Consider the following 22,894-nt stretch of genomic DNA (forward strand, 5'->3'; position numbering starts at 1 on the left):
CTCAGGGCGGCGTGACATTCTGGATGTTCTTGATCTTTTGTGGAATCAGCGGGGGCTGGTGTTATGGGATACACGATTCCCGAAGGTGTCGACACCATGCTGGACGTGGTGGGCGTCGGATGGCCGAATGTCGACGAGGACGCCTACCGGGACATGGCCAAGGAGCTGCGGGAGTTCGCGGAGGACGCGGACGACGACGCGCACGCGGCGCACCAGCACGTTCAGCAGTTGCTGTCGTCGGGGTCGAGCGAATCGCTGACCGCGCTGGAGAAGCACTGGCAGAAGGTGCTCCGCAAGAACAAGGACCTGGCGCAGGCGGCGCGCATCATCGCCGGTGCGCTGGACCGGATCGCGGACATCATCGTGGCGCGGAAGATCGCGGCGGTCGGGGAGTTGGCCGATCTCTGCGCCACGGTCGGCATCGCCCTGGCCGCGGCCCCCTTCACCTTCGGACTGACCACGCTGCTGGCGGGCGGGAAGATCGCGATCACCCGGGCGGCGTTCAAGGCCATCCTGAAGGAGATGGCGGAGGCGGCGGTCGCGGAGATCACCGCGGTGCTGACCCAGCCCGCGGTCGCGGCCCTGGAGAGCATCGTCACCGATCTCGTCATCCAGACGACGATGAACGTCACCGGGCAGCAGGACGGCATCGACGTCGACCGGGCGATGCAGGCGGGCAAGGACGGTCTGCAGCTCAACTCCGCGGGCGGGCCCACCGCCCCCGGTCCCGGCGGCGGTCCGGTCATCGACCACGACGCCCACAGCAACACGGGCGGCAAGCTCGCGAACGTCCAGGTGTCGATGCAGACCCGGGCGGCCGGAAAGATCGGAAAGGCCAAGGGGCACCACGGCCGGGCCAAGGGCAGGGACTCCCTCACCGCCGCGCTCGACGGCGTCCTCGACGGAGTCTTCGAGAAGCTCACCAAGGGCCACGACCATATCGGCAAGCATGTGGGCAAGGATCTGCCCGACGCCATCGGCCAGGGGTCGAAGATCCACCGCGGCAAGGACCAGGACGCCCGGGACAACGTCAACAAGGTCAACAGCAGCGGGTCCGGCGACGCCGACGGTCTCGGCGGGCGCCGTGGCGACTCCGGCGGCCCCGCCCGCAAGAACCCCGACGACACCAGGACCAAGCCCAACTCCCTGAACGGCGCTCAGCTCAATGCCCGGTCCAACAGCATCTCGCCCGCGCAGCGCACCTGTGCGACGGACCCCGTGGACATCGCGACGGGTGAGATGCTGCTGCCGCAGACCGATCTGTCCCTCCCCGGGACCCTGCCGCTCGTTCTGCGGCGGGTTCATCTGTCGGGCTATCGCTACGGGCACTGGTTCGGCCGGAGCTGGGCCTCCACCCTCGACGAGCGCATCGAGTTCGACGCCCGCGGGCTGGGCGCCCTGTGGGCGCGCGAGGACGGCACCGTCCTGGTCTACCCCGCCCTGCCCGCGCCCGGCGACCCGACCGGCGTCCTGCCGCTGGAAGGCGACCGGCTCGCGCTGACGCACGGCGGCACCGACGAGTCGGGCGCGGAGACCGCGTACACCGTCACAGACCCCCGCACCGGACTCGTCCGCACCTTCACCGGCAGCCCCTACCACTCCTCGACCGCCTTCTGGCTCACCCGCATCGAGGACCGGCACGGCAACGGCATCACCCTCCACCGCGGCCCCGACGGCGCCCCCGACCGCATCGTCCACGACGCCGGCTACCGCATCGCCGTCACCGTCCGCGACACCCGCGTCCACCGCATCGCCCTGCGCACCCCCGACGGCCCCGTCACCGTCATGACGTACGGCTACGACGGCGACGGCAACCTCGACGCCGTCACCAACTCCTCCAACCTCCCCCTCCGCTTCACCTACGACACCGAAGCCCGCATCACCTCCTGGACCGACCGCAACGACTCCACCTACCGGTACGTCTACGACACCGCGGGCCGCGTCGTACGCACCGTCGGCCCCGACGGCTTCCTGTCTTCTGCGTTCGTGTACACACCCGCCGCCGAGCCCGGCGGAGGTATCACGCAGTACACCGACTCCCTCGGCGCCACCACCGTCTACCGGGTGGACGAACGCCTGCGGGTCCACGCCGTCACGGACCCGCTGGGACACACGTTCCTGACGCAGTACGACAGCGACGACCGGGCGGTGTCCGTGACGGACCCGCTGGGCCGGTCCACGCACATCGAGTACAACGGCGACGGGCGGCCCACCGCGGTGATCAGGGCGGACGGCCACCGTACGACCGCCGAGTACACCGACCTCGGTGAACTCTCCGTCCTCACGGAGCCGGACGGAGCGGTCTGGCGGCACGGCTACGACGGATACGGCAACAGGACCTCGCTGACCAACCCGGCGGGCGAGACCATGACGTACGCCCACGACGGCCGTGGCGCGCTCACGTCCGTCACCGACCCGCTGGGCCGGACGATCCGGATCGCACGGAATCCGGCGGGCCTGGCCACGACGATCACCGAACCGGCCGGGGCGGTCACCCGTCAACAGCACGACCATTTCGGCCATCCCTCGGAGATCACCAGCCCGCTCGGCGGCCCGACCCGGCTGTCGTGGTCGGTCGAAGGGCTCCTCACCGCCCGCACCGGACCCGACGGCAGCAGCGAGCGGTGGACCTACGACGGCGAGGGCAACTGCCTCACCCACACCGACCCGCTGGGCCGGGCGACGTCGTACGCGTACACCCACTTCGACCTTCCCCGCACGGCCGTCGCCCCCGAGGGGACCCGGCACACCTACACCTTCGACACCGAGCGCCGGCTCACGGGTGTCACCGGTCCCCACGGCGCGACCTGGACCTACCACTACGACGCGGCAGGGCGTCTGACGGGCGAGACGGACTACGACGGCAACGACTGCCACTACGCCTACGACCCGGCGGGCCAGCTCATATCCCGGATCAACGCCGCGGGCCAGGAGACCGGCTACCACTACGACAGCATCGGCAACCTCGTCGAGAAGGTCCTCGACGGGGCAGCCGTACGGTACGAGAACGACCCCTGCGGCCGCCTGGTACGGGCCTTCGGTCCGGACGCCGCGCTCACCTACTCCTACGACCCGGCCGGACGGATCACCGCCGAAGGCATCGACGGCCGGATCCTCGGCACGGCCTGCGACGAGGCGGGCCGGCGCACCCGGCGCATCACCCCGTCGGGCACGGTCACGACATACACGTACGACACAGCCGGGCAGCTCGCGACGTTGAACGCGGCCGGACACGGGCTCGCGTTCGAGTACAACGCCACCGGCCGCGAGGTCCACCGCCGGATCCCCGGGGCCCTCTCCCTCTCCCACACCTGGGACACGGCCGGACGGCTCACCTCGCAGACGCTTCACAACCCCGCGTCTCCGGATCCGCTGCAGCAGCGCACCTACGCCTACCGCAGCGACGGCCCCATCGCCTCGGTCACCGACCGGACCGGACGGCGCGCCTACACCCTCGACGAGACCGGCCGGGTGACGGCGGTCAGCGCGCCGGGCTGGAACGAGACCTACGCCTACGACGCCCTCGGCAACCAGACCTTCGCCGACTGGCCGGACGCGCATCCGGGCAGTGAGGCCCGGGGAGAGCGGTCGTACCAGGGCAGCCGTCTCAGCCGCGCGGGCAACGTACGGTACGAGTACGACGCCCAGGGCAGGGTGGTGCTCCGGCAGAAGGTGCGCCTCTCCCGCAAGCCCGACACCTGGCGCTACGCCTGGGACGCCGAGGACCGACTCACCTCGGTGACCACCCCGGACGGGACCCGGTGGCGCTACCGCTACGACCCGCTGGGCCGCCGTATCGCCAAACAGCGCATGGGCACGGACGGGACGACCGTCGCCGAGGAGACCCGGTTCGTCTGGGACGGATCGACCCTCGCCGAACAGACCACCCGTATCCACGGCGTGCCCGAGGACATCACACTCACCTGGGACCACCGCGGCTACACCCCGCTGACCCAGATCGAAACCAAGACCCTCGCCGACGCGCCGCAGGAGATCATCGACCAGCGGTTCTTCGCGATCGTCACCGACCGCATCGGGACCCCGACGGAGCTGGTGGACGAGGCGGGCTCCGTCGCCTGGTACACCCGGTCCACGCTGTGGGGCGCCACCGTGTGGAACAGCGACGCCACCGCGCACACACCGCTGCGGTTCCCCGGTCAGTACTTCGACCCCGAGACCGGTCTCCACCACAACTACTTCCGCCACTACGACCCGGAGACGGCCCGCTATCTGACGCCCGACCCGCTCGGGCTCGCCCCCTCGCCCAACCCGGCCGGCTATGTCGACAACCCTCTGACGCACGCGGATCCCCTCGGCCTCTCCCCCTGCGACGAGGCCGACGTCAGCTGGAACGGGCGGGTACTCTACGGCGACCCGGGGCCCGGCGGCCGGGCCACCACCATGCATGCGACGATCGGAGCGGATATGACGGGAGGCAAGACCAACCCTTCCGTCAATGTCCCCGGCTATCAGAAGTACCAGAAACTGAACAAGACCCATCTGCTCGGGGCGCAGATCGGCGGGTCGAACAAGGACGCCCGGAACTTCGTCACCATGCACCGCTTCGCGAACAGCCCGGTGATGAGGAAGATCGAAGACCAGATCCGCAAGGCCGTCGACCAGAACGGCGAGACCATCCAGTACACCGTGAAGCCGGTCTACCGGACCGACGATCCCACCGACGTCGTACCGATCGCGCTGAACATCGAGGTCTACGGCAACAAGGGATTCCAGTTCGAGCCCTACGAAGGCGGCAAGGGCATCAACGAGATATCCATCCTCAACGTCCCCAAACCGGCAAATCGCTAGCAATCCGACTTCATCCGGAGAAATACCGTGACCGATCCCTCCGTCGCCCGACTCACCGGCCTCGTCCCCCCGCCCGGGAACCCTCCCGCCGCTCCGGACTGGGACCGGGTCGAGGCCGTGCTCGGCACACCCCTGCCCGACGACTACAAGCAGCTCATCGAGGTCTACGGCGGCGGGGTGTTCGACGAGACCGTCTGGGTCCTCGCGCCCGGCTGCGAGGACGAGGACTACGACCTCCTGGCCCAGACCGAGGAGCGCGGCAGGATCCTCGCCGATCTGTGGGCCTCCGGCGAACCCCGGCCCGCCGAAATCGGGGACAGCGGGACCCGGCTCATCCCGTGGGCCACGGTCGAGGAAGCGGGCCACTACCTGTACTGGCTGGTCCGGCCCGGCCAGGAGCCGTCGGAGTGGACCGTCGTCCTCAACGAGGGACGCGGCCCCGAGTGGGAGAGCCATCCGCAGTCCTGCGGCGCGTTCCTGGCCGGGCTCCTGACCGGGGACGTCCGGTCCTTCTACTTCGACGAGTTCCCGCTGCCCGCCCATTCCTTCGACGCGAACAGCGACATCCTCTGACCCCGGGTGCCCGGCGCCCCCGCCGGGCGGGTTCGCCGGCCGGTGTCAGGCGCGCAGGTCCGAAGCCGCCGCCGGCAGATCGTCGGGCAGCAGGGTGCGCAGCTCGTCGATGCCGGGGCGGTCGACGGCCGTGAGACGGCGGGCCTGCTGGGTGATCATGGTCTCCAGGAGTTGGCGGGCCAGCCGGGCGTTGCCGAAGGTACGGCCGCGCGGGGTCGCGTCGATCCTGGTGCGCAGCGCGTCGAGGGTGGGGGCGGGGCAGGTGTAGCCGCTCTCCTCGGCCTGGTGTCCCATGATGGTGAGGAGTTCGTCGGTGGAGTAGTCCTCGAACTCCACGTACCGGGAGAAGCGGGAGGCCAGGCCGGGGTTGGAGGCCAGGAAGCCGCGCATCTCCTCGGTGTAGCCCGCGACGATCACCACGATCTCGTCCCGGTGGTCCTCCATCAGCTTCAGCAGGGTGTCCACGGCTTCCCGGCCGAAGTCGGCTCCCGCGCCTTCGGGGGTGAGGGTGTAGGCCTCGTCGATGAAGAGGACACCGCCCAGCGCGCTGTGGAACACCTCTTTGGTGAGCTGTGCAGTGTGGCCGACGTACCGGCCGACGAGGTCCGCCCTGGCCACCTCGACCAGTTGGCCGCGGGAGAGGACGCCCAGCGACGCCAGCAGGCCCGCGTAGAGCCGGGCCACGGTGGTCTTGCCGGTGCCGGGGGAGCCGGAGAACACCAGATGGCGGCTGACGCGGTGTACGGGCAGTCCCGCGGCCGCGCGCTGTTCGGCGGTGGCGAGGAGGCTGACCAGATCGGTGACCTCGCGTTTCACGGCGCGCAGCCCCACCATGCCGTCCAGCTTCGCCAGCATGGCCTCCCGGTCCTCGGCCTCGTTCCGGGGGGCCGTCGCGGAGTCGGCGACGTCCTCGGGGAGCAGCAGGGTCAGATCGCGTTCGGCCGGTTCGTCCATCGTGGAGAGCCGGACGGCCTGCCGGTCGACCATCTCCTCGAACACCCGTCGTGCGGCGCGGCCGTTGCCGAAGGCGGCGCCGCGTTCCATGGTCTCGTAGTGGGCGGCGAGCGCCCGGGATGTGCCGGGGCCCAGCTCGTAGAGGTTGGCGCGGCACATGCTCTCGGTGATCGTGACCAGTTCGTCGACGGAGTAGTTGCCGAATTCGATGGTGCGGGTGAAGCGGGAGGCCAGGCCCGGGTTGGAGGAGAGGAAGCCTTCCATCTCGGAGGAGTAGCCGGCGGCGATGACGGCGACGTCCTCGCGGTGGTCCTCCATCAACTTCAGCAGGGTGTCCACCGCTTCCCGGCCGAAGTCGTTGGAGGGGCCGCCCGTGGTGAGGGTGTAGGCCTCGTCGATGAAGAGGACACCGCCGATGGCCCTCTTGAACGCCTCCGTCGTCTTGATGGCCGTCCCGCCGATCACCTGGGCGACGAGGTCGGCGCGGGAGACCTCCACCAGATGGCCTTCCGGCAGGACGCCGAGCCGGGCCAGGACGGAGCCGTAGAGACGGGCCACGGTGGTCTTGCCGGTGCCGGGCGGTCCGGCGAAGACGAGATGGCGGCTCATCGACGGGACGGGCATGCCCAGGCTTTTGCGGCGCTGTGCCAGCTGGTTGAGGTTGACCAGCGTCCGCACCTGGTGTTTGACGCCGTCCAGCCCGATGAGCGCCTCCAGTTCCTCCAGCGGGTCCCGGGGCCCGTCGTCGGGGCGGGCCGGTGCGCCGGTGGGTCCTGCGGTCGCGGCGTCGAGGCCCCAGGTGTCCGGGGCCCCGTTGTCCGCGCTGGTCAGGTCGAGCACTTCGAGCCGGTCCCCGGCCCGGGTCCCGGTCAGTCCGGCGCCCCGGTTGTCGCGCACCGTACAGCCGTGGACCGTCACCTGCTCCGCGGTGTCCACGCGGATGCCGTCGCCGACGCTGCCGGAGATCTCACAGGATTTCAGTTCGGCGCGGGCTCCCGCGGCGAGCAGCACTCCGTGCGCCGTGGCTCCGGAGATCCGTACCCGGGTCAGGGCGGCCTCCCCGCCGTCTTCCACCAGCACTCCGGAGGAGCCGGGGCCCTCCACCTCGGTATCGCGGACGGTGGCCACGCCGTCCCGGCCGACCGAGATCCCGGCGTCGCCGCATGCGCGCAGCGCGCAGTCGTCGAATTCGGCCTGCGCGCCGTCGGCGACGCGCACCCCGGCCCGGGCGGCCCGTTCCACGACGCAGAACTCCAGTCGGCCACGGCCGTCGTCGCCCGCTTCCAGGCCGTGCCGTCCGGCGTCGGTGACCAGGGTTCGGCGTAGTAGGGGCCGGGCGTGCGAGCGGACGGAGACGCCGCTGCCGTGCGGGGCGAGGATCTCCAGGCGGTCGAATTCGGCGGTGGAGTGGTCGGTGAGCTGTACGGCCGCTTCCGGGTCGGCGCAGTCCCGGACGGTCGTGCGCAGGAAGGCGGGCGAGCCGGCGTCGGTGACCCGGATCGCGGCCGCGGCGGCCGTGTCGAAGGCGCAGTCCTCGAAGGTGCCCCGGGAGCGTTCGGCGACGAGCAGGCCGGGTCCTTTGGTACGGGTGGTGGTGCACCGGCGCAGCAGTGGGTCGGCGCCTTCCGACAGGGCGATGCCCGGGCCGGTGGTGCCGGAGACGGTGACGTCTTCGAGGACGGGGCGGGCGGCGCTGCTGAGGTGGATGCCGACGGCGCAGTCCCGGACGGTGGTGTGCCGGACGCGGGTGGTGCTCGCGCCTTCCAGGGCGAGGGCGGGTTTGCCGGTGCCGCTGAAGTCGCAGGACTCCACGGTGCCGCGGGCCTCGCCGTTGGCCAGGACGCCGTTGCCGCGGGCGTCGCGGATCCGGCAGTCGCGCACGGTGGAGTCGGCCTGTTCGCTGAGGACGACGGCGGAGGAGCCGAGGTTCTCCAGGACGCAGTCCTCGATGATGCTGGGTTTGGTGGAGGTGTCGACGATCCCGGCGCCGTCCCGGTTGGTGATGCGGCAGCCGCGGATCGCGAGTGATCCGGTCTCCCGGGCGAGGAGTGCCGTCCAGCCGGCGCCGGCGACGGTGCAGCGGTCCAGTGCGATCTGGCCGCGTGGTGCGTCGACCACGGCGACGTCCTCGCTGCCGCCGCGCAGTACCAGGTCGGTGAGGAGGACCGCGTCGGCGACCAGGGTGACGGCGGTGCCGCGGCGGGGGCAGATCTCCACCGCGCCCGGGTCGCCTTCGCCCACGATGGTGACCCGGGTGCGCACGGTGAGGTTCTCCGCGTACCGGCCGGGTTGGACCCGGATCACGGCGCTCGTGCGCGCCGCGGCCAGTGCCTCGCCGATGGTCCGGAAGTCGTCCGACTGCTCCTGACCGACCGTCAGTACTTGCCGTGACACGCTCGCCCCTCCTGTGTGCCGGCCGCGCCCCGGGCCCGTCCGGTGGTGTCTTCTGGTCGCCTAGGTCGTCTCCGCAAAGTAGCGCCGTCCGCCCGAAGGGCGGGGCCTGCGGCGTCCGGTGCGTGCAATCGCAAGGCGGAGGGTTTCCCTCGTACTGGACGTACTCGGGAAATCCCGACAACGCTGGGGGCACCTCCCGTGCCCGAAGGGCACAGGGGGAGAGTGTGCGTGCCGGGCGTCGCGGGCCAGGCGGGACTTAGCGGAGACGGCCTAGCATGTGCCGTATGCCGTTGGACCGTTGTCGTCGTGTCATGACTCTCGCGGCGGTCACCGCGATACCCGCCCTGTTGCTGGTCCCGTCCGCGGGTGCCGACAGCGGCGATCCGGTGACCCTGCCCCCGTTGCGCCAGCGCATGGCCGCCGAGGAACCGTGTGCGACCGCCTCGACGAAGGTCGCGCAGATGAGTCCCTGGACCCATCGGGCGCTGCAGCTCTCCCGCTCCTGGCAGCTCACCCGGGGTGCCGGTGTCACGGTGGGGGTGGTGGACACCGGGGTCGGTGCCCGGGTTCCCGCGCTGGACGGCCGGGTGACCGCCGTGGACGGGGCGGGTGAGGACTGTGTGGGGCACGGCAGCTTCGCCGCCGGGCTGATCGCCGGTGCGCCCACGGGCCGCGGCCATGTCACCGGAGTCGCTCCCGCGGCCCGTATCCTCGCCGTCCGCGGCACCGACACCCGGGGTGTCCCGGATGCCGGGCTGATCGCACGGGGCATCCGTACCGCCGTGGACAAGGGAGCGCGGGTCGTCTACGTCGGGCAGGCGCTCGGCGCGGGCAGCGCGGAACTCACCGCCGCGGTGGCGTACGCGGCCGGCAAGGACGTCCTCGTCGTCGCACCTGCCGTGCCGGACACCGCCCCCAGGGGTGCCGACGGCCGGCCGGACACCCGGGCCCGTCCCTACTGGCCTGCCGCGCAGCCCCGGGTGCTGTCGGTGGTCGATCACGGGCCCGACGGCAGGCGGCCGGAGAACGCGCCTCTCGCGCTCGCCCCCGATCTGTCCGCCCCCGGTGACGCCGTCGTCGGCATCGGTGTGCGCGGGCCGGGCCATTTCATCGGTTCCGGTTCCTCGCTGGCCGCCGCGCATGTCGCCGGGGCTGCGGCGCTGCTGCGTGCCTACCACCCGGATCTCGACGCCGTCGCGACCGCGCGCCGTCTGACCGAGGCCGCCTATCCCGAGCACACGCCCCGGCTCGACGTCTACGCCGGACTGACGGCGCTGCTCGCGGCGGAGCGGGCGCCGGCCGAGAAGAGCCCCGATCCGGCGGTGGTTCCCGCCTCCGCTTCGGCGGGGCCCCGGAGCCGTGCCCTGCTGATCGGCGGCGGCTCCCTGGTGCTGGTGCTGCTGGTGGGTGCCGCGATGGTCGTCGTCCCGCTCGGCAAGGCACGCGGCTGGCGCCCGGCGGGCTAGGGCCTCTCTTTCGGCGGACTCCCGGTTCGCCCGCGCCGGGGGTGTCACGGGGTCACCTCGTCGACCAGCGCCGTCTGGATGTCGACGTTCTTGCGGCGGGTGATCCTGGTGCCGCGGCCGGGGATCAGGTTGCGGCCCTTGACGTTGCCGAACACATAGCCTTCGGTCGGCGGGCAGGACAGCAGGATGCCGGGGGTGTTGACCTCCAGCATGCGGCGGAGCAGCGGATCGTTCAGGCCGCGTCCCGCGCCCGCCGCCGAGCGGGCCACCACCAGGTGCATTCCCACTTCGTAGCCGAGTGCCAGATGGTCCATCAGCGGGGCGAAGGGCTGGTTCAGGGGTCCGCCGCCGCCCACCATGTCGTAGTCGTCGACCAGGACGAACAGCCGTGGGCCGGTCCACCAGTCGCAGAGCCGCATCCGGGAGGGTGCGATGTCCGCGCCGGGCAGCCGGGTCTTCACCGCCCGGGCGGCGCCGTCGACCAGTTCCTTGAGGGCGTCCAGGGAGACCGCGTGCCCGAGGCGGTAGGCGTCGGGCACGGCTTCGACCAGCTCGCGCCGGTAGTCGATGACCATGATCCGTGCTTCGGCGGGGGTGTAGCGGTCGATGATCGCCTTGGCGGTCAGCCGCAGCAGGTTGGTCTTGCCGCTCTCGGCGTCGCCGACGACGATCAGGTGGGGGCTGGTCGAGAAGTCGTGCCACAGGGTGCCCATGGTCTCCTCCTCGACGCCCAGCGGGATCCGTACGCCGTCGTCCTGGATGGGGGGCAGTTCGGCGGCGGGCAGGAGCGTGGGCAGCATCCGTACCTGCGGCGCGGGCGGTCCCGACCAGTGTTCGGTGACCCGGGCGACCAGACCGGCCACGCCGTCGGAGAGGTCCGCGGCGCCGGTGCGGCCGTCCACGCGGGGCAGCGCCGCCAGGTAGTGCAGTTTGGCGTCGCGGGTCAGGCCCCGGCCGGGTGTCCGCGGCACCGTGGCCGCCTTGCGGACGTCGATCGTGGAGTCCATGGGGTCGCCCATCCTCAGCTCCAGCCGGGTACCGGTCTGGTCGCGGACCGCGGCGGTCAGTTCGACCCAGCGGGAGGTGGTGATCAGCAGGTGGATGCCGTAGTTCAGGCCGCGTGCGGCGAGGGCGTTGAAGGTGCCGATGCAGTGGTCGTAGTCCTGGCGGACGGTGGACCAGCCGTCGACTGCCAGGAACACGTCGCCGTACTGTTCGTCGGGGAACTCCCCGGCGGCCCGGCGCCGCCGGTAGGTCGCCATGGAGTCGATGCCGTGCTCCAGGAAGAACTTCTCGCGGTGTGCGAGCACGGTGGTGACCTCGGACATCACCCGGCCGACGCGTTCCTTGTCCATGCGGGCGGCGACTCCGCCGACATGCGGCAGTCCGGCCAGTGCGGCGAGGGTGCCGCCGCCGAAGTCGAGGCAGTAGAACTGCACTTCGCGCGGGGTGTGGGTGAGGGCCAGTGCGCAGATCAGGGTGCGCAGCAGGGTCGATTTGCCGCTCTGGGGTCCACCGGCGATGCCCGCGTGGCCCCCGGCGGCCGAGAGGTCCACGACGAGGGGCTCGCGCCGCTGGTCGAAGGGGCGGTCCACGATGCCGACCGGTGCCCTGAGCTGCCCGCGCAGTGCGGTGTTGGTCAGCCCGTATTCGGGATGCGGGGTCAGCGGGGCCAGCATCTCGTCGAGTGCGGAGGGCTCGTTCAGCGGCGGCAGCCACACCTGGTGGGCGGCCGGTCCGGCGTCCCGGAGCCGTTCGACGGCGACCGCCAGCAGGGACCGGCTCTCCTCCTCAGGCTGCTCGGGCTCGGTTTCGGGCGGCGGGTCGGGGAGCTGCCGGGGTACCACCCAGTCCGAGGTCCACGGCACCACCTGGCTGGCGATCCGGGCCTGGTGGGCGGAGCCGCTGCGGCGCCGGTAGGGGCCGGAGACGTATGCCGCGCGGAACCGGGTCAGGGCCTCCACACCCGTTTTGACGAAGCCGCTGCCCGGGGTCGGCGGCAGTTCGTAGGCGTCGGGTACGCCCAGCACTCCGCGGCTCTCCATGGCGGAGAAGGTCCGCAGGCCGATCCGGTACGACAGATGCGATTCGAGCTGGTGCATCCGGCCCTCGTCGAGGCGTTGCGAGGCCAGCAGCAGATGGACGCCGAGGCTGCGGCCGAGGCGTCCGATCATCACGAACAGTTCCATGAACTCGCGGTGCGCGGCGAGGAGTTCGCTGAACTCGTCGACGACCACGAACAGGCTGGGCAGCGGGTCCAGCGGTGTTCCGGCGGCCCGTGCCTTCTCGTACTCCAGGGCCGAGGTGTAGTTTCCCGCGGACCTCAGCAGTTCCTGGCGGCGGATCAGCTCGCCGTGCAGGGCGTCCTGCATCCGGGCGACCAGTTCGACCTCGTCGGCCAGGTTGGTGATCACCGCGGATGTGTGGGGGAGTTCGTCCAGGCCCAGGAAGGTGGCACCGCCCTTGAAGTCGACGAGGACGAAGTTCAGTGTCTCCGAGGAGTTGGTGAGTGCCAGGGCGAGGACCAGGGTCCGCAGCAGTTCGCTCTTGCCCGAGCCGGTGGCGCCGATGAGCATGCCGTGAGGGCCGGTGCCGCCCTGGGCGGATTCCTTGATGTCGAGTTCCACCGGGGTGCCGCCGGGGCCGACGGCGATCGGTACGCGCAGCCTTTCGGTGCGGGTGCGGCGCTGCCAGAGTGACGCCGGTTCATGGCGGTGGAGGTCTGCGATGCCGAGCAGGGTGGTCAGTTCGGTGTCGGCGGCCATGGGTTCGCTCGCTTCCCGGCCCACGCCCATCCGGTAGGGGGCGAGCAGTTTGGCGAGCGACACGGCGGATGCCGTGCCCAAGGTGTCGGGCTGCCCCAGGGACACCAGCTGTTCCTTGCGCTCCCGGTCGGTGCGGACCAGTTGCAGGGTCTCCCCGGCCAGGTCGAGGCGGAGGGTCGCCCGGCCCGGCCGCCAGGTCAGGGCGGAGTCCAGGTCGAGCAGTACGGCGTTGCGGAAGCCCGGTCCGTCGGCGCGGTGGCCGCCGGGGAGCGTCACCCCGTCGAGTACGACCACGACGTACGGCTCTTCCCGGCCGGCCCGGGACTCGGGATCGAAGGGGGGCCGTTCCGCGAACTCGGGGCCGAGGAGTTCGTCCAGCTCGTTGACGGAGGTGACCACCATGCGTACCGCGCCCGCGCCGTCCGACTCGGCCCGGTGCAGGTTGTGCGGCAGCCACTTCACCCACTCCCAGTCGGCGCGGCGGTCGTCGGCGGCGCAGACCGCGATCCACAGGTCGTCGGGCGAGTGGACCACGGCGAGCTGCGCCACCATCGCCCGGGCCAGGGTGCGGATCCGCTCCGGTTCGCCGCGGAACAGGATCCGTGCCCAGGTGCGGAGGTAGACCGCGATGGGCTGCCGGGGGACCGTGGAGTAGGCGCGGGTGAAGCTGCGGAGCGCGTGGGCGCTCAGCGGTTCCAGGTCCTCCACCGGTTTGGTGGCGAGCGGGGCCAGTTTCAGGCCGAGTTTCTGGTCGCCGACCGCGACCCGTACCTCACCGAAGTCCTCGTCCCCCGGGCGCCGTTCCCAGAGCCGGCTGGTACCGACCAGTGACCAGAGCGTGCTCGGTTCGGGGTGCCGCCAGGCCAGTGCCCGCTGCTGTTCCGCGACGGCCGTGCGCGCTTTGCGCCGCATCTGGCGGAGGTAGCGCAGATAGTCCCGCCGGTCGCCGTTCAGGCGCTGCTTCCGCTCGCTGCTGCGGCGCACGTACTGGCCGAGAATCATCGCTGCCGCGGAGACCACCATGATGCCGAGTGCGAGATAGATGAACACGCCGCTGCGGGAACCGCCGGGCCGCATGTACATCAGGACCATCGACACCGACATCAGGGCCATCGGAAGGTAGTTCCACACGGCCGAGCTGTCCGGGGTGACCTCCGGCAGTACGGGCGGCTCCTGGAGGCTCAGTTCGCCGTCCGGCATATCGGGTCCGCGTCTGCGGGCGGGCCGGCGGAAAAGGACGGTACTCAACGAGCGCTCTCCTTCCGGGCGCCGCGGGAACGGCACAGGCGGGACTCGGGTGCGGGGCGGGCCTTCCGGGGCCGGGGAGGCGGCCGATCAGGCGGACGGGCCGGGCGAGTTGGGCAGACCGCCGCGAAGTGTGCGCATCGCCGCGCCCGGCCCCGTGGGGGAGGAACCCACCGGCCACGGGCAGTCTACGATCCATCTCACGGTTCACTCGTACGGACCTGCGCGAGGCGGAGGAACCGGTGCGGTCGCGCGGTGCGCCTCCGACCGCGTATGCGTCCCTCCCCCTTCGACCCGTCCCCGACCGCCGGAGACCCGACGGGGCCTCCCGACGAAGCGTGAGTTCTCCCCATGACCGACAGCACCACGTCCGCACTGTGCCGCGTCACCGTACGCGCTCCGGCCAAGTCCATCGACCTCGCGGTCCCCGCCGACGTCCCGGTCGCCGATCTGCTGCCCGCCCTGGTCCGGTACGCCGGTGACGACCTGTCCGAACAGGGCCTGGAGCACGGCGGCTGGGTGCTCCAGCGGCTCGGCGGCCGTCCGCTCGACGAGGACACCAGCCTGGAGTCGCACGGCGTCCTCGACGGCGAGACCCTGCATCTGCGGCCGCACACCGACGCCCTGCCCGAGGTCCTCCTCGACGATCTGGTCGAGGGCGTCGCCACGACGATGGAGACCCAGCCGTTCGCCTGGACCGCGCAGGCCGCCCGCCGGGTGCTGCTGACCCTGCTGGTGCTCACCCTGGCCGCCGGTCTGGCCGTCCTCGCCGTGCCGGGTCCCTCCGGCGGGCTGCGGGCCCTGGCGGCCGCGGCCACCGGGCTGCTGCTCCTCGGCGGGGCGGCGTCCGCGGGCCGGGCGGTGGGTGACGCGGGGGCGGGAGCCGCCCTCGGCCTCGCCGCCGCCCCGTACTTCGCCCTGGCCGGCTGGCTGCTGCCCGGCGGTGCGCTCGACGGTCCCGACCAGTGGGAGGTGCTGGGGGCCCGGCTGCTGGCGGCGGGGGCCGCGGCGGCCGGCGGGGCGATGCTCGCGGTCGCCGCCGTCGCCGCTTTCGCCGCGCTGTTCCTGGCCCTGGTGGTGGTGTCGGCCGCGGCGGTCCTCGCCGGGGCCCTGATGATGACCATGGACCTCGGGCCGGGCCACGCGGCCGGTGTGGTCGCCCTGACCGCGGTGGTGTTCGGGGCGTTCGTACCGTCGATGTCGTTCCGGCTGTCCGGTCTGCGGATGCCTCCGCTGCCGTCCAACGCCGAGCAGCTCCAGGAGGGCATCGAACCGCACTCCCCGTCGTCGGTGGCCGCCCGGACCGTCGTCGCCGACGGCTGGATGACCGGCCTGTACGCCGCCACCGCCGCCGTCTGCGCGGTCTGCCTCTCCGGTCTGGCGCACCGCTTCACCCTGCCCACCGTGTTCATGGCCCTCGCCCTGTCGCTGCTGCTGCTCCTCCACAGCCGCGCCCTCGGCAACGTCCTGCAGCGGCTGTCCCTGGTCGCGGCCGGTGTCTGGGGCGCGGCGCTGCTGGTCCACGGCGCGGCCGGGCAGGCCGCCCCTGCCGAGCGGCTGCTGCTGGTAGCAGGGCTCGTGGCGGTCGCCGCCGGGCTCGCCATCACCTCGTGGACCGTGCCGGGGCGGCGTCTGGTGCCGTACTGGGGCCGGGCGGCCGAGATCCTGCACTCCGCCACGGCCATCAGCCTGCTCCCCCTGTCGCTGTGGGTGCTCGGCGTCTACGGATGGCTGCGGGCCATGAACGGCTGACCGGAACCGGACCACCGAAGGACCGCCGACTCGAAGGACCGATCAACCCCATGCAGAACAAGCGCGACCAGGTCCAGGCCCATATGTTCCTGATGAGCCGACTGACCTCGGGCATTCTCCGCTCCGACCCGGACGCTCCGGAGAGCCCCCAGGGCCGTACCAACCGCGGGATCGCCATCGGCATCATCATCGCCGTCCTGGTCGCGGTCGGGGCCTTCGTCGTCGGCCTGGTCAGCCCCGGCAAGCAGAATGCGTGGCAGACCTCCGGCCATCTGATCGTCGACAAGGGCACCGGCGCCCGCTACCTGTACCTGGACGGCCGGCTGCGCCCGGTGCGCAACTACACCTCCGCCAAGCTGCTGGGCGGCGCGAAGCTCGCCACGACCACCGTGAGCAGCGCTTCCCTCAAGGGCACCCCGCGCGGCACGCCCGTCGGTATCGAGGGCGCCCCCGACGAACTGCCCGCCAAGGGCGATCTGTCGCAGGCTCCCTGGCAGGTGTGCGTTTCCGCGGTCCCGCGCAACGGCGGCACCGCACTGGTGACCACGCTGGCCGTCGGACGGGAAGGCGACGGCGACCGTCCGGGCCGTGACCAGGGGCTGCTGGTGGCCGGGCCCGACGGCAGCGACTATCTGATCTGGCAGGGCAGCCGGCTCCGTATCGACCGTGAGTCCACTGCCGCCGAGGCCCTGGGGTACGCCTCGGTACGGCCCGTACCGGTCTCCGCGGCCTTCCTCAACGCGCTGCCCGCCGGACCCGATCTCGCGGCCCCCGCCGTCGAGGGGGCAGGCGGCGCCGGCCCGGCGCTCGGCGGCCGGCCCACCAAGTTCGGACAGCTCTTCACCCTGGCCGTGCCGGGGGCCGGGGAGCGCCATTACGTGCTCCGCGCCGACGGCCTGGCCCCGGTGACCGCCACCGAACTCGCCCTGCTGCTGGCCGACCCCGGGATCCGTGCCAAGGCCTACGGCGGAGCGGTACCGGTCCCCGCGGCGCTGACCTCCGACGCCCTCCAGGGCCGTTCGGCGCCCGATGCCGGGCGGGCCGCGCGCCCCGGCCGGATGCCGGAGACCCCGCCGAAGGCGGTGAGCGTGCCCCGGGACCGTACCCCGTGCGCGCTGGTCACCCCCGACGCCAAGGGCCCCCGGTTCGGCATCACCCTGGCCCCGGTCGCCGACCTCGGACCGGTCGCCCAGCATGCCTCGGGCATCGCGGCCCCGGCCTGTCTGCCCGTCGACCGGGTCACCGTACGGCCGGGGCGCGGCTCCCTGGTGCGGCTGGTGGGCGCGGGCGGGGGCCAACTCGGCGGCACGCTCTATCTGGTCACCGAGACCGGAGTGAAGTACCGGCTGGCGACCGCGGCGGCGGTGAAGGCCCTCGGCTACCAGGACGTCGTTCCCGGCGAGATCCCGGCACTGCTTCCGGCCATGCTGCCCTCAGGACCCGATCTGACCCCCGAGGCCGCCGCTGCGGGCCGGGCCGCGGTCACCGCCCCGCGATGCCCCTCGCGGGCCTCCGGTGAAGCCGCCGCGGCGGCGGATCGTCCGGGCTCCCCGGCGGGCGACAACGGAAAAACAAGGTGACGGCAAGAAAGCAAGGCCGGACTGCAATCCCGGCTTCCTAGCATCGGTGGTCCCGGCCGAACGATGGAGAGGGCGACGCATGGCCGCCAACGGAATGCAGCAGTCCGAGGAGTCCGCGACCCGGAACGGCGTCCAGGCGCTGGAGATGGCCTTCACCGGCATCACCAAGTGCCGCCAGGACGTGGAGACCACCAAGAACAACCTGATGGCCCACTACAAGGGCAGCGACGGCAAGGCCTTCGCGGACCTCGTGACCGCGTGGGAGGAGAAGGCCGACGTCATCATGGTCAATGTCCAGGACATGATCGAAACGCTGAACCACACCCTCGTGGAGCACGGCAAGCAGCAGGGCGCCGCGGTCGATTCGATCAACCAGGAGTACGCCCAGTCGGACGCCGTCTTCGACGCGCTGCGCGGCTGATCCCGGCATCCGCTTCCCTCCGGGGCCGCCGTACGGGCCCCGGGCGCCCATCCTCCGTACCGCACGAGCCGCACGGGCCGCGCGAGCCGCACGAGCCGCGCAAGATAAGGACAGGACATGACGGACTTCTCCGACGGCTATATCTACGTCGACTACTCGCAGATGAGCAACGCCGCGGACGACCTGATCAGCCAGACCAAGGCGATCGACAGCATCCTCACCCATCTGGACGCGGAGCTGAACGAGTTGAAGAACTCGTGGATCGGTGACGACAAGGACGTGTACGCCCAGAAGCAGCAGGTCTGGAACAGCGCGGTCGAGGCGATGGAGCAGCTGCTGACCAAGCACTCCGTACTGCTGACCAGCGTCTCCGAGAACTACCAGTACAGCGAGCGGTCGCTGACCCAGATGTGGGATTCGGTGAAGATCGGCCGCTGACCCGGTCCGCGGGCCGGCGGCCCGCCGTGCACCACCCCGACCCTCAGGAGACGCGCCATGGCGGAAGACCCCAACGCGAAGACCGGCAAGCTCAGCATGGACAAGGCGGGCCTGCAGGCCTTCCAGCGCGACCGTGTCGAGCCGTTCCTGGAGGAGCTGCGGAAAATCGCCCTGGACGATCCGCTGTCCGGCCCCTCCATGGCCAAGCTCATCGGGGACGCCGATCTCTCCGGCAAACGCGACTTCGCCACCTACGGCGCCTCGCGGCCGCTGATGCTCGGGCCGATGCTCAAGGAGAACCATCTGCACGGCAAGGGTCTTGCGCTCAACCAGGCGATCGGCAAGTCGGCCGAGCGGCTCACCAAGATCTACGAGGAGCAGAGCGGGCTGTTCAAGGATGTCGTCGACAACCTCGAAGCCAGTATCGAGACGCTGTTCAGCGCCCAGTCGGGCAATCTGACCGGCATCGACGGCCAGGATTTCCTGGATGTCTTCGAGGATGTGGAGGCCCGTCTGAACGGTGGCCAGAGCAGCGGGGGCAACGACAAGGACGAGTGACCGCCGTCTTCCGCCCGTACCGTCCCGCCCCGAAGCCCGGAGAGTTCCCTCGTGGCCGAGAACGTCGTTTACCCCGCCGATTCCGTCGACGACTACTGGCACACCGCCGTCCAGGTGCTCACCGGCTATGTGATGCCGAAGCGCGAGCTCCTCTTCGGCTCGCTGGTGGGCAACGATTCGATTCCGCTGATGCGGGTGGAGTTCTCCGACCACGACGGGGAGCCGTCCAACGCCGTGGTCGACGCCGTGAACGATCTGACCTGGCGTACGGAGAACTCGGGCTGGCGGGTGGAGAACACCGACTTCGTGGTGCCGTTCTACTCGGGCAAGGACGGGCCGGTCGCCGAGGCGCCGGTGAACACCCGGGTCAAGATGAAGAAGGCCCGGATCACCCTCCTCGGCACCTCGGGCACCTCCGACGCGCCTGCGGGCGGCGTGGTGATGGGCGGCGAGTTCAAGAGCGGGCTCGGCAAGGACTTCCAGGGGCAGGCCAAGGACACGGTCTGGAGCAACAAGGCGCTGGCCCAGTACAGCTACGGCGGCGGCAAGGCCCTGGAGCAGCTGCTGTACAGCGGCAGCACCCTGCACTTCACCTGGAACGACCTGCCAGTGCACGACGCGGACGCGGTGGATCTGGAGACCTTCGAGTACAACGCGCAGGCATTCGACCGGGTGGCGCAGTTCTTCGCGGCCCGTACCCGCGAACTGAAGGACTGGGAGTTCGACCTCGGGAAGCAGGAGGCGTCGTGGAAGGGGCAGGCCGCCGGGGTCTTCAAGGACCTCATTCACGGCCTGGTGCGCACCTATGAGTCGTACAGCGAACAGTTCCCGGTGTCCGGCACGGTCAACTCCACGTACGGGAACGACCTGCGGGGCTACCGTACGGATGTCACCAACGCCGCCCGGAAGCTCCACGGCGCATGGGACACCTGGCAGCTCCTGACCGGGAATCCGCTGCGCTGGCTGCACGATGTGCTGCTGGACATCACCGACCACATCTGGCGCCACAACATCACCAAGGTGCGTTACCAGCACAACTTCAATTCCCGGGGCTATTCCTCCGGCGGTTACCACTACGTCAAGTACGAGAATTTCTCGGGTGCGGTCAGCCCCTACGGGATGCTGGAGCAGAAGGACACCTGGAAGAGGATCGGCGAAGAGGCCATCCGGCGCTGGCAGAAGTGTGTCCAGGATGTGCTGTCCACCGCGGGCAAGCAGGCCCTCATCGACGTGGAGAACGCCTTCAACGACCAGAAGTTCCCCGAGAAGGTGACCACCGTTTCGGTCAATCTCGGCAATCTGCTCGCCAAGGACCAGGCCTTCCGGGACCGGGCCGAGGCGGCGAGGGCGAAGGCCGAGGCCGAGGAGAAGCTCCGGCTGGCGAAGGAGGAGGCCGAGCGCAAGGCGCTTGAGGCGGAGGAGAAGGCCCGTCTGCTGAAGGAAGAGGCGGAGCGCAAGCAGGCCGAGGCCGAGGCGCGAGCCGAGCAGAGGCAGCGCGAGGCGGAGGAACGGGCAGCGAGGGCGCAGGCGGAGGCGGAGGAGCGGGCCGCGAAGGTACGGGCGGACGCCGAGGCCAAGCAGGAGGCGAAGGAGCGCGAAGCCGAGGCCGAGCAGGCGGAGGCGGAGCGTAAGCAGGAGGAGAAGGAAGCCGAGCAGGAAGCCCGGCAGGAACAGCTCCAGGCAGAACAGGAACAGAAACAAGCCGAAGCCGAAGCCAAACAAGAACAAAAAGAACGCGAAACCGAAGCCAAGCAGGCCGAGGCCGAGCAGCGGGCCGAGCAGAAGCAGGCGGAGCAGGAAGCGAAGCAGGAGCAGAAGGAGCGGGAGGCTCAGGAGCGTCAGACCCTGCTGATGAACCAGGCCCGCTTCGACCGGGAGCAGCAGCGCAAGGAGCAGGAGCAGAAGCAGGCGGAGGCCGAGGCCAAGCAGGCGGAGAAGGAGGCCGAGCAGGAAGCCCGGCAGGAACGACTCCAGGCGGAACAGGAACAGAAACAAGCCGAAGCCGAAGTCAAACAAGAACAGAAGGAACACGAAGCCGAGGCCAAGCAGGAAGAGAAAGAGCGCGAAGCCGAGCAGAAGCAGGCCGAGGCCGAGCGTAAGCAGGCGGAGAAGGAAGCCGAGCAGGAGGCCGAACAGGCCGAGCAGGAGCAGAAGCGGATTCAGACCGAGTCCGAGTACCGGGCCCGGCAGGAGGAGAAGGAGCAGGAGGCCGAGCAGAAGCAGGCCGAGGCCGAGGCGAAGCAGGAGCGCAAGGAGGCCGAGCAGGAGGCCCGGCAGGAGCGGCTCCAGGCGGAACAGGACAAGAAGCAGGCCGAAGCGGAAGCCAAGCAGGAGCAGAAGGAACGCGAAGCCGGGGCCAGGCAGCAGGAGATGGAGCGCGAGGCCGAGCAGAGGCAGGGCGAGGCGGAGCAGCGTGCCGAGCGGCAGCTGCGGGATCTCGGCCCGGGTGCCGGCTCCTCGTGGCCGGGAAGGCCCGACGCCGCGGTCCCCGACGGACTGCGCCTGCCCGAGGGCTCCGGGCCCGGCCCCGGTTACGGCTCGGGCTCCGGTTCTGGTTCCGGTTCCGGTTCCGGCTCGGCCACCGGGGGCTACCCCGCCTACTCCGGTGCCGGTGGGGAGGAAGAGCTGTACGACCGGGTCCTCGACGCCCCCGGCGGTGCCGACTACGGCATGGGCACCGGCAACGGAGCCGGAATGGGCATGCCGATGCTTCCCATGGGCACGCGGCTCAACGGCAATTCCACCGGTGGCGCGGAGGGTGAACGCGTCCGTGGCACGGTCGACGACGGCAGGCCGGTCACGACCCGCCGGGCCGGGACGGGACAGGGCCGGGAGGAGATCTCGGCCGCGGGCCGCGGCTCCCTCGCCACGGCATCCGGTGGTATGCCGTACATGCCGCCGATGGGCGGTGGGGACCGGCAGACGGAGAGCGGCGACCGCGAGCGGATGTCCTGGGTGGAGGAGGAAGAGGACGTGTGGGGCACCGACGAGGGCGGCGCGCCCGCCGTCATCGGCCGCTGAGCACCGGTACCGGCAGGGGACGGAAGAGATGAACGAACCGATTCAGGAGCGGCTGGCCAAGGCGGTGGCCGGGCTGGAACGCACCCGGCAGGCCGTCGCCGCCGCCGAGGAGCGGCTGCGCGGTGCCGACGTCACCGTGCGGTCGGGGGACCGCAGTGTGGAGGTCACCGTCAACGCCCAGGGGCAGCTGGTCGATGTGCGCTTCCTCGACGGCAGATATCGCACGATGGGTGCCCCGCAGCTCACGGCGGCCGTGCTGGAGGCGGCGCGGCAGGCGCAGGCGGAGATGGCCCGCACGGTGCTGGACACCTTCCGCCCGCTGTCCGAAACAGTCGGCGGCAGGCCGCATATCGAGGGCTCCGGAGTGGACTGGGGCAATGTGTTCGGCCCGCTGCTGGACACCGTCGAGCGGGGCTCTGCGGGCCGCGGCGGGGCGAGCGACCGGCTGCGCGACGAGATCACCGAGGACGGCGAGGATCCCGGCCCCGTGACGCGTGCCGAGGACCGGACGAGCCGGACGAGGGGGCAGTGATGAGCTACGGATACGGATCGTACTTCGAGGGGGACCCCGCCAAGCTGGCGGCGTTCATCTCCGAGGCCCGTTCGCTGACCAAGCGGTTGCGGCAGGTCGCGAACGACTTTCCGGCGGCGGTGGGGCCGACGTCGATGTGGTACGGCGTGAACGACGACTACGCCCTGGAGATGGGACCCCAGGCGGATCGCGAGTTCACCTATGTCCAGGACGGTCTGAACCTGGTCGCGGAGGGTTTCGAGAACTCCGTCGAGGGCCACTTCGTGGCGCTGCAGAAGATCAGGTCCACGCAGTCGCAGAACCTGGACGATATCGGCGGGCTGCGCGGCAGCACCGATTCGGTCGGTGGGGGCGGCGGCGGCAAGAGCGACGGAAAACACTGACCG

At 71.0% G+C, this 22,894-nt stretch carries 13 protein-coding genes; 11 read left to right on the forward strand and 2 right to left on the reverse strand.

Annotated features, from left to right (window positions below; translation table 11 throughout):
* Nucleotides 1-63: 63 nt before the first annotated feature.
* Together B7R87_RS01475 and B7R87_RS01480 are read left to right on the forward strand one after the other, a co-directional pair.
* Nucleotides 64-4,809, forward strand: coding sequence for a DUF6531 domain-containing protein (locus B7R87_RS01475; RefSeq protein ID WP_006350885.1), 4,746 nt, complete (start codon nucleotides 64-66; stop codon nucleotides 4,807-4,809).
* A 27-nt stretch (nucleotides 4,810-4,836) separates the two neighbouring features.
* Complete coding sequence (locus B7R87_RS01480) at nucleotides 4,837-5,382, forward strand: SMI1/KNR4 family protein (protein ID WP_006350884.1); 546 nt, start codon at nucleotides 4,837-4,839, stop codon at nucleotides 5,380-5,382.
* A gap of 45 nt (nucleotides 5,383-5,427) precedes the next feature.
* On the opposite strand, the gene B7R87_RS01485 is transcribed toward B7R87_RS01480, so the two are convergent.
* The gene (locus B7R87_RS01485; protein ID WP_006350883.1) at nucleotides 5,428-8,730 is read right to left on the reverse strand and encodes a right-handed parallel beta-helix repeat-containing protein; all 3,303 of its coding nucleotides are present in this window, start codon (nucleotides 8,728-8,730) and stop codon (nucleotides 5,428-5,430) included.
* A 311-nt stretch (nucleotides 8,731-9,041) separates the two neighbouring features.
* Here B7R87_RS01485 and B7R87_RS01490 point away from each other — a divergent pair, with 311 nt between their 5' ends.
* A complete protein-coding gene (locus B7R87_RS01490) occupies nucleotides 9,042-10,196 on the forward strand; it encodes a S8 family serine peptidase (RefSeq protein ID WP_006350882.1) in 1,155 nt (384 codons plus the stop codon).
* 44 nt (nucleotides 10,197-10,240) lie between these two features.
* On the opposite strand, the gene eccCa is transcribed toward B7R87_RS01490, so the two are convergent.
* On the reverse strand, nucleotides 10,241-14,209 hold the full coding sequence (gene eccCa / locus B7R87_RS01495) for a type VII secretion protein EccCa (protein ID WP_040917043.1): 3,969 nt from the start codon (nucleotides 14,207-14,209) through the stop codon (nucleotides 10,241-10,243).
* A 348-nt stretch (nucleotides 14,210-14,557) separates the two neighbouring features.
* On the opposite strand from eccCa, the gene eccD reads away from it, so the two are divergent.
* From eccD to B7R87_RS01535, 8 genes are all read left to right on the forward strand, one after another.
* Nucleotides 14,558-15,958, forward strand: a complete 1,401-nt coding sequence (eccD, locus tag B7R87_RS01500) for a type VII secretion integral membrane protein EccD (protein WP_130585221.1) — start codon at nucleotides 14,558-14,560, stop codon at nucleotides 15,956-15,958.
* Between the two features lie 50 nt (nucleotides 15,959-16,008).
* On the forward strand, nucleotides 16,009-17,538 hold the full coding sequence (gene eccB, locus B7R87_RS01505) for a type VII secretion protein EccB (RefSeq protein WP_006350878.1): 1,530 nt from the start codon (nucleotides 16,009-16,011) through the stop codon (nucleotides 17,536-17,538).
* Nucleotides 17,539-17,617: 79 nt separating this feature from the next.
* Nucleotides 17,618-17,959 (forward strand): hypothetical protein, encoded by a 342-nt coding sequence (locus B7R87_RS01510; protein ID WP_006350877.1) that lies wholly within the window; start codon nucleotides 17,618-17,620, stop codon nucleotides 17,957-17,959.
* A gap of 117 nt (nucleotides 17,960-18,076) precedes the next feature.
* Entirely contained in the window at nucleotides 18,077-18,397 is a 321-nt protein-coding gene (locus B7R87_RS01515; RefSeq protein ID WP_006350876.1) for a WXG100 family type VII secretion target, read from the forward strand.
* 57 nt (nucleotides 18,398-18,454) lie between these two features.
* Nucleotides 18,455-18,955, forward strand: coding sequence for a type VII secretion system-associated protein (locus B7R87_RS01520; protein ID WP_006350875.1), 501 nt, complete (start codon nucleotides 18,455-18,457; stop codon nucleotides 18,953-18,955).
* Between the two features lie 51 nt (nucleotides 18,956-19,006).
* Nucleotides 19,007-21,976 carry an AAWKG family protein gene (locus tag B7R87_RS01525; protein WP_006350874.1) on the forward strand — a complete coding sequence of 990 codons (2,970 nt, stop codon included), beginning with the start codon at nucleotides 19,007-19,009 and terminating at the stop codon, nucleotides 21,974-21,976.
* Between the two features lie 28 nt (nucleotides 21,977-22,004).
* Nucleotides 22,005-22,508 carry a YbaB/EbfC family nucleoid-associated protein gene (locus B7R87_RS01530; RefSeq protein WP_006350873.1) on the forward strand — a complete coding sequence of 168 codons (504 nt, stop codon included), beginning with the start codon at nucleotides 22,005-22,007 and terminating at the stop codon, nucleotides 22,506-22,508.
* Nucleotides 22,508-22,891 carry a hypothetical protein gene (locus B7R87_RS01535; protein ID WP_006350872.1) on the forward strand — a complete coding sequence of 128 codons (384 nt, stop codon included), beginning with the start codon at nucleotides 22,508-22,510 and terminating at the stop codon, nucleotides 22,889-22,891. The genes B7R87_RS01530 and B7R87_RS01535 overlap by 1 nt, the downstream gene beginning before the upstream one ends.
* Nucleotides 22,892-22,894 lie beyond the last annotated feature (3 nt).

The organism is Streptomyces tsukubensis, assembly GCF_003932715.1.
Classification (GTDB): domain Bacteria; phylum Actinomycetota; class Actinomycetes; order Streptomycetales; family Streptomycetaceae; genus Streptomyces; species Streptomyces tsukubensis.